The 11,004-nt window shown below is 61.4% G+C and carries 7 protein-coding genes, 2 pseudogenes and 1 riboswitch; of the genes and pseudogenes, 1 reads left to right on the top strand and 8 read right to left on the bottom strand.

The window, feature by feature from the left end:
- A pseudogene (gene alaS / locus IQK56_RS14400) lies at nt 1-2,106 on the bottom strand (alanine--tRNA ligase); the annotation flags it as partial.
- A 146-nt stretch (nt 2,107-2,252) separates the two neighbouring features.
- On the bottom strand, nt 2,253-3,257 hold the full coding sequence (gene ltaE, locus IQK56_RS14395; protein WP_193864024.1) for a low-specificity L-threonine aldolase: 1,005 nt from the start codon (nt 3,255-3,257) through the stop codon (nt 2,253-2,255).
- Between the two features lie 190 nt (nt 3,258-3,447).
- A riboswitch (FMN riboswitch) is annotated at nt 3,448-3,617 on the top strand.
- Between the two features lie 97 nt (nt 3,618-3,714).
- On the opposite strand from ltaE, the gene IQK56_RS14390 reads away from it, so the two are divergent.
- The gene (locus IQK56_RS14390) at nt 3,715-4,224 is read left to right on the top strand and encodes a 6,7-dimethyl-8-ribityllumazine synthase (protein ID WP_027607772.1); all 510 of its coding nucleotides are present in this window, start codon (nt 3,715-3,717) and stop codon (nt 4,222-4,224) included.
- A 132-nt stretch (nt 4,225-4,356) separates the two neighbouring features.
- On the opposite strand, the gene astE is transcribed toward IQK56_RS14390, so the two are convergent.
- The 6 genes and pseudogenes from astE to aruF all read right to left on the bottom strand — a co-directional run bounded on the left by astE (nt 4,357) and on the right by aruF (nt 10,781).
- On the bottom strand, nt 4,357-5,361 hold the full coding sequence (astE, locus tag IQK56_RS14385) for a succinylglutamate desuccinylase (RefSeq protein WP_150761924.1): 1,005 nt from the start codon (nt 5,359-5,361) through the stop codon (nt 4,357-4,359).
- Nucleotides 5,362-5,372: 11 nt separating this feature from the next.
- Nucleotides 5,373-5,663, bottom strand: a complete 291-nt coding sequence (locus tag IQK56_RS14380) for a hypothetical protein (protein WP_003214319.1) — start codon at nt 5,661-5,663, stop codon at nt 5,373-5,375.
- A 38-nt stretch (nt 5,664-5,701) separates the two neighbouring features.
- A complete protein-coding gene (gene astB / locus IQK56_RS14375) occupies nt 5,702-7,048 on the bottom strand; it encodes an N-succinylarginine dihydrolase (protein WP_150761925.1) in 1,347 nt (448 codons plus the stop codon).
- A 171-nt stretch (nt 7,049-7,219) separates the two neighbouring features.
- On the bottom strand, nt 7,220-8,689 hold the full coding sequence (gene astD, locus IQK56_RS14370) for a succinylglutamate-semialdehyde dehydrogenase (RefSeq protein ID WP_193864026.1): 1,470 nt from the start codon (nt 8,687-8,689) through the stop codon (nt 7,220-7,222).
- On the bottom strand, nt 8,686-9,711 hold the full coding sequence (gene astA, locus IQK56_RS14365; RefSeq protein WP_122306805.1) for an arginine N-succinyltransferase: 1,026 nt from the start codon (nt 9,709-9,711) through the stop codon (nt 8,686-8,688). Before astA ends, astD begins: the two co-directional genes overlap by 4 nt.
- 51 nt (nt 9,712-9,762) lie before the next feature.
- A pseudogene (gene aruF / locus IQK56_RS14360) lies at nt 9,763-10,781 on the bottom strand (arginine/ornithine succinyltransferase subunit alpha).
- Nucleotides 10,782-11,004: the final 223 nt, after the last annotated feature.

Here is an 11,004-nt window from a genome sequence, read left to right as displayed (position 1 = left end):
AGGCCAGGGCCGCAGCACCGGTCACCGCTTCAATACGACGTACGCCCGACGCCACACCGCCTTCGCTGATGATTTTCAGCAGGCCGATGTCGCCAGTGCGGTTGGCGTGGATACCGCCACACAGTTCCACCGAGAAGTCGCCACCCATGCTCAGTACACGCACGTTGTCGCCGTACTTCTCGCCGAACAGCGCCATGGCGCCTTTGGCCTTGGCGGTCTCGATGTCGGTTTCCTCGGTTTCAACCGGGGTGTTCTTGCGCACTTGTGCGTTGACGATGTCTTCCAGGGCCTTGATCTGCTCTGGCTTGATCGCTTCGAAGTGGCTGAAGTCGAAACGCAGGCGCTGGCTATCGACCAACGAACCCTTCTGCTGGACGTGCTCGCCCAGCACCTGGCGCAATGCAGCATGCAACAGGTGAGTGGCCGAGTGGTTCAAGGCAGTTGCATGCCGTACGTCGGCATCGACTTGGGTATCCACCGGCGCACCGACAGTCAGGTTGCCCAGCACCAACACGCCGTGGTGCAGGAACGCACCGCCGGTCTTGGTCGTGTCACGCACGTCGAAACGACCCGACGTCGAGCTCAGGAACCCACAGTCACCAATCTGGCCGCCCGACTCGGCGTAAAACGGCGTCTGGTCCAGGACCACAACCGCCTCGTCGCCTTCATTCAGAACGTCGACCGACTTGCCATCTTTATAGAGGGCGACGATCTTGGCCGAGCCAACGGTCGCCTTGTAGCCGGTGAATTCGGTCGGCACATCAACCTTGACCAGGGTGTTGTAGTCCAGGCCAAAGGAGCTGGCGGAACGAGCACGTACGCGCTGGGCTTCCATCTCACGTTCAAAGCCGGCTTCATCGATAGTCAGCTCGCGCTCACGGCGATGTCGGCAGTCAGGTCCATCGGGAAGCCATAGGTGTCGTAGAGCTTGAACACCACATCGCCCGGTACCACGGTGCCTTTGAGCTCAGCCAGGTCCTGCTCCAGGATTTTCAGGCCATGTTCCAGGGTCTTGGAGAACTGCTCCTCTTCGGCCTTGAGCACGCGCTCGATATTGGCTTGCTGCTGCTTGAGTTCCGGGAAGGCTTCGCCCATCTCGGCCACCAGCGCGGCAACGATCTTGTAGAAGAAGCTGCCAGTGGCGCCCAACTTGTTACCGTGGCGGCAGGCACGACGGATGATGCGGCGCAGCACGTAGCCACGGCCTTCGTTGGACGGCAGCACGCCGTCGGCAATCAGGAAGCCGCAGGAACGAATGTGGTCCGACACAACCTTGAGCGAGGACTGGCTCTCGTTGGCGCAACCAATGGCTGCCGCCGAGGCGCTCAGCAGGTTGGTGAACAGGTCGATTTCGTAGTTGGAGTGAACGTGCTGCATCACCGCACTGATCCGCTCCAGGCCCATGCCGGTGTCCACCGACGGCGCCGGCAGCGGATGCAACACGCCATCGGCGGTGCGGTTGAACTGCATGAACACGTTGTTCCAGATCTCGATGTAACGGTCGCCGTCTTCTTCCGGCGAGCCCGGTGGGCCACCCCAGATGTCGGCGCCGTGATCGTAGAAGATCTCGGTGCAAGGGCCGCACGGGCCGGTATCGCCCATGGTCCAGAAGTTGTCGGAGGCGTACGGCGCGCCCTTGTTGTCGCCGATGCGGATCATGCGCTCGGCCGGCACGCCGATTTGCTGGGTCCAGATGTCATACGCTTCGTCGTCCGTCGCGTAGACGGTGACCCAGAGTTTTTCCTTGGGCAGCTTCAGCACGCCGGTGAGGAAGGTCCAGGCGAAGGTAATCGCGTCTTTCTTGAAATAGTCGCCGAAGCTGAAGTTACCCAGCATTTCGAAGAACGTGTGGTGACGTGCGGTGTAACCGACGTTTTCCAGGTCGCTGTTCTTGCCGCCGGCGCGTACGCACTTCTGGCTGCTGGTGGCGCGGGTGTAGGCGCGCTTTTCCTGGCCCAGGAAGCAGTCCTTGAACTGGTTCATCCCCGCGTTAGTGAACAGCAGGGTGGGGTCATTGCCTGGGATCAAGGAGCTGGAGGCGACACGGGTGTGACCTTGCTCTTCGAAGAAGCGAAGGAAGGCTTCACGGATTTCTGCGCTTTTCATTAGGTTCTTCCACGGAGGCTGCGGCCAAAGGCCAGTGCGCAACATCATCAGACGGAGCGACGGCAAAAGGCCGCATTATATCGGCCCTTTGCCGGTGGTACAGCGTGTTTATGCGATAGAGAGGCTCAATTAGACGGTCTGCACGGTCATTTGCGCGAAAATTCGACGAATGCCGCCAGCACCTGCTCAATCTGCGCCCGGCTGACATCCAGATGCGTGACCATACGCAGGCGCGACGCGGCGCTCAACTTGATGCCGCGCTCGGCGGCAAAGGCCTTCAAGGCCTGGGCCTGATCGCCGATCCGCACGTAGACCATGTTGGTCTGCACCGGCTCCACCTCATACCCTGCCTTGCGCAGCTCATCGCCCAGCCATTGGGCATTGCCGTGGTCGTCGGCCAGGCGCTGCACTTGATGATCCAGGGCATAAAGCCCCGCTGCCGCCAGGGAGCCGGCCTGGCGCATACCGCCGCCGACCATCTTGCGCAGCCGCCTGGCCTTGGCGATCAACGCCGTGGAGCCGCACAGCACCGAGCCGACGGGGGCACCGAGGCCCTTGGACAGGCACACCGAGACCGAATCAAAATGCCGGGCGATTTCCCGCGCATCCACCCCAAGCTTGACCGCCGCGTTATAGAGTCGCGCACCGTCCAAATGCAGCGCCAGGCCATGTTCACGGGTAAACGCTCGCGCCTTCGCCAGGTATTCCAAGGGCAGCACTTTGCCCTGCATGGTGTTTTCCAGCGCCAGCAAGCGGGTCCGGGCGAAGTGGAAATCGTCCGGTTTGATCGCTTCCAGTACGTGGTTCAAATCCAGGGAACCATCCGCCTGCACTTCCAGCGGTTGCGGCTGGATAGACCCCAACACCGCTGCGCCACCGCCTTCGTATTTGTAGGTGTGGGCTTGTTGGCCAACGATGTATTCCTCGCCGCGCTCACAATGGGCCATCAACGCCAGCAGGTTGCTCATGGTGCCGGTGGGCACGAACAACGCCGCCGCAAACCCCAGGCGCTTGGCCAGTTCGGCTTCCAGCCGATTGACGCTGGGGTCTTCGCCGTAGACGTCATCACCGCTGACGGCGGTGGCCATGGCGTCGAGCATGCCGGGGGTGGGTTGGGTCACGGTGTCGCTGCGCAGGTCAATCACGGTCATGAAACAGGCCTCTAACAGATTGGATACGTCCTTTTGTCAGTGATTACTGCGGGCAACGCCACGGAATATCAAGCCCCGTTTACATTCAATCGAATACCAACCAAACAAACCGATATAGCCTATCGATACGACGGTGGTGCAGTTTTCGAAAAACCATGTTAAAAACTCTCCGCCGCCAGGGTTCTGGTGGCAACGTTCTCAGGGCGGGGTGCAATTCCCCACCGGCGGTAATTACACGCAATGTGTATAGCCCGCGAGCGCTTGGCGCCTCGAACTGCTCACGCGGGACGGCGACAAGGTCAGCAGACCCGGTGTGATCCCGGGGCCGACGGTCATAGTCCGGATGAAGAGAGAACGGGATTGGCACCTAAGGGCCGCGCGCCTGTTGACGCATGCGTACCCTTAAATCCCATTCGATTCATAACGCCCTGTTTTTTTCTTAAACAGGAGTCAGAACATGCAACCCACCGCTATCGACAGCAAAAGCAAAAACCACCACGGCGAGCGCGTCGCGTTTATCCAGGCCTGCTGGCACAAGGATATTGTCGACCAATCCCGTAAAGGCTTCCTCGCCGAAATGATCGCCCAGGGCTACCAGGAATCGGACATCGATTTCTTCGAAGTCGGCGGCGCCTTTGAAATGCCCCTGCACGCCAAGCTGCTGGCCAAGACCGGCCGCTACGCCGGTATCGTTGCCGCCGCGCTGGTGGTGGACGGTGGCATCTACCGTCACGAATTCGTCGCCCAATCGGTGGTCAGCGGCCTGATGCAGGTGCAGCTGGAGACTGAAGTGCCGGTGTTTTCGGTATCGCTGACGCCGCATCACTTCCATGCGGGCAGCGAACACACCGCATTCTTCCATGAGCACTTCGTGCACAAGGGGCAGGAAGCTGCACGTACGTGCGCCGACACCCTGCACAAGGTCCGGGCGATCCGTCGCAGCGAGCCACGGGCCCTAGCGGTCTAAGCAACACGGCAAAACAAAATGTGGGAGGGGCTTGCCCCCGATGGCGGTGTCTCAGCTCCAGATGAGCTGACTGACACACTGCTATCGGGGGCAAGCCCCCTCCCACATTTGGATCCGAATACGCCGTGAGACCTATGCCAGGCCCACGTCCGTGGTCGGCACAATCAATATCCCTGCCCGCAAGCCATTCTTCACCTTCGGGTTGGGGAAGATGATGCGTGCACCCTCCTCCTCGATCACCCAACGCGTCTTGGCCACATCTTCGGCCAGCAGGTAACCCTTTTCCAATTCCGAAAAGTTCTCCACGTCCGCAGGCAAGTGCAGCAGGAAAGCATCGCTGTGCTTGATGACTTCCCGCGATACGGCGAACAGCTTCAACCCGTCCAGACTGTCAGTCTCGGGCTCGGTGCCTTCAATGATGTGCTTGAGGCGGGTCTCCAGGCGTGACACGTCAACCCCCTGGTTCTGCCCGAACGGCCGCGCCTTGCCCAATTCCAGGGTGAAGGCCTCGGCGTCCAGTTGCTCGTAGGTAAACGCCGAGAAGGTGATTGAGGTTTTGTTCTGCAACAGCACAGCTTCCATACCCGCTGCGCGCAGGCGCGCGAGCTCGTGGCGCGAATGCTGGCGCCCCTCGTTCCACGGGTACAGGGCGAACTGTTCGATCTTCGAACCACGGATGGCAGTGTGCAAATCGTAATGCAGGCGCGAACGGCCGGGCTGGCTGAAGAAGCTGCGGGCCAATTGCTCAAGCTCGGCGGCGCGCATGGCTTCGGGGCCGATGTTTTTTTCATGTCGGCCGTTGAACAGCCGGTTGACGTCCAGTTCAAGGTAACGCTCACCGCGGCGCATGGCCTCGGGGTTACCGAACAGGAACAGAATGCGGGTACGGGGTTTGATCTCCCCACGGGCAATGCCATGCAACAGGCGGTCGAGCAGTTCGATCGGCGCGGTTTCGTTGCCATGGATGCCGGACGACAGCAGCAGGTCGCCACCGTTGTCCCGTGCTTCAGGAGGACGCACTTCAAGGGCGCCCTCGCTGAGCCAGCGCAGCTGCACGCCGTCGACAGTCGATTGAATTTTTTGCGCCGGTTCACGACCGGCGAGGGTCAGTTCAAGCAATTTGCCGAGGGCGAGCATACGCAGCTTCCTTAGTGGTTGCAGCCTGGGCCGTGGACGTGATCGTCGTCATCACCTTCAACGTCGGCCGGTTCCATTTCCAGCTGCAGGCTCATCAGGTTGGTGGCCAATGGGCGCATCAGCAGGTTGGCGTATTCGGCGTCGCCTTCTTCAACGTCCACACCGATCAGCAGTTGGCCACGGCCGTCGTGCTGGATCCAGATTTCCTTGCCCTGCCAGACCACGGCGACGCGGGTGCAGGAGGTTTCCAACTGGGTGCCGTCGGTGTCTTCAAGGATCAGCTTCAGGGTGTCGGTGGTCATAAAATAGTTCTCAGCCATAGGGCGTAAAAGAGGGCGCGTTAATTGATCTGGAAAGGATAAACCGAGCCCAGTTTAAGGATTTGCGTCAGTTCATCCAGTGCCGTCCGGCACTCAAGCAGCAACTGCGGGTCAGCCAGGTCGGTTTCACGCAGGCTGTCGCGGTAGTGTTTGTCGACCCATTGGGTCAGCGTGTCGTACAACGGCGCGGTCATGATAACCCCTGGGTTCACCGCCGCCAGTTCCGTTTCGTTGAGCGCCACGCGCAAACGCAGGCACGCCGGGCCACCGCCGTTCTGCATGCTTTGCTTGAGGTCGAAGACCTTCACTTCGCGGATCAGCCCACCGGCAGCAGTCAGGCCTTGCAGGTACTGCCACACACGCTCGTTGGCGCGGCATTCTTCCGGCACGATCAGCAGCATCGAGCCGTCAGGACGGGTCAGCAACTGGCTGTTGAACAGGTAGGAACGCACCGCGTCCTCCACGCTGACCTGGGCGCGTGGCACGCACACCGACTGGAAGTTGCCCCCCAGTTTGCCTAGTTTTCCTTGCAGTTCGGCGAGCATCTGTTCGGTATTGAGGAACGCGTCCTCGTGATAGAACAGCACTTCGCCATTGCCGACCGCGATCACGTCATTGTGGAACACACCGGCGTCAATCACTGCCGGGTTCTGCTGGGCGTAGACCACGCCTTCATCCTTCAGGCCATGCAGGCGTGCGACGGCCTGGGAGGCTTCGAGGGTCTGGCGTGCCGGGTATTTCTGCGGGGCCGGGTAACGGGGATCGAACGCGCTGCGGCCGAACACGAAAAACTCCACGCCGGCCTCGCCATACTCACGGCAGAAACGTGTGTGGTTGGCCGCGCCTTCGTCACCGAACTGCGCCACGGCCGGCAACGCGGCGTGGTGGGCAAAGTGCTTGCCGTCGGCAAACATCGCCCCCAGCACGCGGCTGGTGGTCGGGTGTTCGATGCTGCGATGGTATTTGCAGTTGAGGTTGGCGGCGGTGAAGTGCACGCGGCCATCCGCCGTGTCGGCGCTTGGGCTGACGGTGGCGGCGTTGGCCACCCACATGCTCGATGCCGAGCAGCTTGCCACCAGCAACGGCATGGCCTGCTTGGCCGCCTGCTGGATCACCTGGGCATCGGTGCCGCTGAAGCCGAGGCTGCGCAACGCGGCCACGTCCGGGCGCTCCTGGGGGGCGAGCACGCCTTGCACAAAGCCCATGTCCATTAGGGCTTTCATTTTTTGCAGGCCCTGCAACGCCGCTTCCTTGGGGTTGGAATGCTGCTGGCTGTTGCTCTGGGACGCGACGTTGCCGAAGGACAAACCGCCGTAGTTATGGGTCGGCCCCACTAGACCGTCAAAATTGACTTCATAGGATTTCATCGGCGAGGCTCCACGAACATCTGTTTTTATAGGCATCAAAATTCTTCAACACACCACAAATCCAGTGTGGGAGGAGGCTTGCCTCCGATAGCAGTCTGCCAGTTAATCAATAGGTGATTGACACACCGCCATCGGGGGCAAGCCCCCTCCCACATTAGACCAGTGTCACCTTCACTTCAGCGTAATACCGGGGGTCAGCGTGGCAGGCACCACCAGGCTCGGCGTCTCCAGCGACGCCACCGGGTACGCGCAATAATCCGCGGCGTAATACGCACTGGCGCGATGGTTGCCCGAGGCCCCTACCCCACCAAACGGCGCGGTGCTGGCGGCGCCGGTCAGTTGCTTGTTCCAGTTGACGATCCCGGCGCGGCTTTCCAGCCAGAACTGCTGGTAACGCGCTTCGGAGTCCGACAACAAACCAGCGGCCAGGCCGTACTGGGTGTTGTTGGCCTCGGCAATGGCCGCGGCAAAACCGGCGTAGCGGATCACCTGCAACAGCGGGCCGAACAGTTCCTCGTCTTCGCGCTCGGTCACGCCGGTCACGTCGATGATGCCTGGGGTCAGCAAGGCGGCCTGATCCTGTGGCTGGGTCATTTCCAGCAGTGCGACAGCGCCATTGGCCAGCATCAGTTCCTGGGCGTCCATCAGGGCTTTCGCCGCACCGAGGGAAATCACCGAGCCCATGAACGGCGGCGGTTGCTGGTCGAACGCCCCCACTTCAATCGTCGCGCTCACCGCCACCAGGCGCGCCAGCAGCGCATCGCCCCAGGCGCCTTCCGGCACCAGCAGGCGACGGGCACAGGTGCAACGCTGGCCGGCAGAGATAAACGCCGACTGGATAATGGTGTAGACCGCCGCATCCACGTCAGCGACTTCGTCCACTACCAACGGGTTGTTGCCACCCATTTCCAGGGCCAGGATCTTGTCCGGGCGGCCGGAGAACTGCTGGTGCAAGTGATTGCCGGTGCGGCTGGAGCCGGTAAAGAACAAACCGTCGATGCCAGGGTTGGCCGCCAACGCGATGCCGGTTTCCCGTGCGCCTTGCAGCAGGTTCAACACACCCGCCGGCAGGCCGGCGTCGATCCAACACTGCACGGTCAGCTCGGCAACTTTGGGCGTCAGCTCGCTCGGCTTGAACAACACGGTGTTACCCGCCAGCAACGCCGGGACGATATGCCCGTTGGGCAGGTGGCCCGGAAAGTTGTAAGGGCCGAACACCGCCACCACGCCGTGGGGTTTGTGGCGCAATACGGCAGTGGCATCGCCCAGGGGGCCGCTCTTCTCACCGGTACGCTCGCGGTAGCTTTGCACCGAGATTGCAATCTTGTTGGCCATGCTGGTGACTTCGGTGGCCGATTCCCACAGCGGCTTGCCGGTTTCCTCACCGATGCAACGGGCGATTTCATCGGCGCGGCTTTTCAGCGTATTGGCGAAGGCTTCCAGCACGCAGATGCGCTCTTCCAGCGAACGTTTGGCCCAATCCGGGAACGCCTGGCGCGCAGCCTGCACCGCGGACTCGACCTGCTCGGCGGTGGCGCCATTGCCAGCCCACAACACGTCTTGAGTCACCGGGTTGCGCGATTCAAACAGCTCACCCTGGCCAGCCAGCCAGCTACCTGCGATATACAGCGAATTCATTATTTCGACTCCCGAGCAGCGGACAACGGTACGGCACGCACTTGATCACCCACCACCAGTTGCAGGCGCTTGGCGGTCTGTGGATCGACCACCAGGGTGCCTGCCGCCAGGCGGGCCGGTGCGGCGGTGATGCGGCAGTCTTCGCGCTTGCGGTTATGGATCAGGAACGGCGTGGCGTCGTCCCCCGGCGTGCCGATGGCCAATACCAATGACTGGCTGTCGCGCACCGCACGGATCTTGGTGGTCTCGCACTCCACCGCCGGGCCGGCGTCGAAGATATCGACATAGCCCTGGTAACTGAAGCCTTCGCTCTTGAGCATGCTCAGCGCCGGCTCGGTGTCCGGGTGGACCTTGCCGATCACATTGCGTGCGTCCTCGGACAGGAAGCAGCTGTACAACGGAAACTTGGGCATCAGCTCAGCAATAAACGCTTTGTTGCCCACGCCGGTGAGGTAATCGGCCTGGCTGAATTCCATCTTGAAAAAGTGACGGCCCAGGCTTTCCCAGAACGGCGAACGCCCGGCATCGTTGGACACACCACGCATCTCGGCGATGATCTTGTTGCCGAACAGTTGCGGGAATTCCGCGATAAACAGCAGGCGCGCCTTGGCCAGCATGCGACCGTTGAGGCCGGTGCGGTAATCGGCGTGCAAAAACAACGAGCACAGCTCGGAGTTGCCGGTGAGGTCGTTGGCCAGGAACAGCGTTGGAATCTCGCGGTAAATGTTCAGCTCCTGGGAGGCGCTGACGGTCAGGCCGACCCGGAAGTTGTACCAGGGCTCACGCAGGCCAACGGCGCCGGCGATGGCGGAAATCCCCACCACGCGGCCTTCGTCGTTTTCCAGCACGAACAGGTAGTCGGCATCCCCGCGCCCGGCTTCGCCGCGAAAGGTTTTTTCCGCCCAGCCCACGCGGTGGGTCAAGCGCTCTTCGTTGGCCGGCAAGGTGGTGAGGCCGGTGCCGGTGCTGCGCGCCAGATCAATCAGGGCCGGTAAATCGCTGCTGCGTACGGGACGAACGATCATGCTATCTCCTCGAACGGGCCGCTGTTGTCAGCCACCCGCGAAACTCAGTCTTTATACCGCTACCAAGCGCACACTCGCGCCTTCGCCAACGCCCAGGGCTTCGGCGGTTGCCAGGTCCAGGGTCACCGGTTTGCCGGGCGCGTAGTCCAGCTCCAGCATCACCGCTCGGTAATCCTGCAACTGCGCGTTGCTCACCAGGTATTGGCGACCGACACCCTTGACCATCTCGCCGATCTTCACCGGCACCACGCGGCTCTGGGCGATGGAGCGAATGCCCGAGACCCGTGCGTGCAGCGTGGGGCGCCGTCGAAGATGTCGATGTAATGGTCGGTCTCGAAGCCTTCGCGCATCAGGATGTCGAAGGTGATCTGCGCACGCGGGTGCACTTGGCCCATGGCTTCCTGGGCTTCGTCCGGCAGCAACGGCACGTAGATCGGGTAATGCGGCATCAGCTCGGCGAGGAACGTACGGCTTTTCAGCCCGCACAGGCGCTCGGCGGCGGCGTAGTTGAGGTCGAAGAAGTTGCGACCGATGGCATCCCAGAACGGCGAATCACCGTTCTCGTCGCTGTAGCCGACAATTTCGGTCACCACCGAGTCGGCAAAGCGCTCGGGATGGCTGGCGACGAACAGCAGGCGGCCACGGGAATTGAGTTCCGACCACGGCGAACCGACCAGCTCGGGCACTACGTAGAAACTGGTGAGCAGGCTGTTGCCGGTGAGGTCGTGGCACTGGGAAAGCACGTGAATCTTGTTGTGGATCTTCAGCTCGCGGGAAGCGTGCACGAAGGTCTCGTTACGGAAGCTGTAGAAAGGTTCCGAGTAGCCGGCCGAGGCGACGATGGCCGAGCAACCGGCGAGCTTGCCGGTCTCGGTGTCTTCGAGTACGAAGAAATAGCTTTCTTCGCCGTTGAAACTGACCTCGGCCGCGAAGGATGCTTCGCTGGCGGCGATCTTGTCGCTGAGGCGTTCCACATCATCCGGCAAGGAGGTGACACCAATCGGGCTGTCCGCAGCCAGACGCTGTACCTCGCCCAGATCAGCCATTTGCGCGGGGCGCATCACCAGCATGGTGTCACTCCTTAACTCGAAAACTCATAGAAAAAAATACCGGACAGGCCTGAAAACAACACCTATCCCCATGTAGAGCAAATTCCAATGTGGGAGGGGGCTTGCCCCCGATAGCAGTTTGTCAGTTGATAAATCAGGTGACTGATCCACCGCTATCGGGGCAAGCCCCCTCCCACATTTGTTTCTGTGTTGGGTCAGTCGGACCAGGGCGCTTTGCGGGAGT

Origin of the sequence: Pseudomonas cyclaminis (genome assembly GCF_015163715.1) — a bacterium.
In the GTDB taxonomy this organism is placed as follows: Bacteria; Pseudomonadota; Gammaproteobacteria; order Pseudomonadales; family Pseudomonadaceae; genus Aquipseudomonas; species Aquipseudomonas cyclaminis.
Note: the sequence above shows the minus strand (reverse complement) of the source record. Positions and strands in the feature narration are given on the sequence as shown.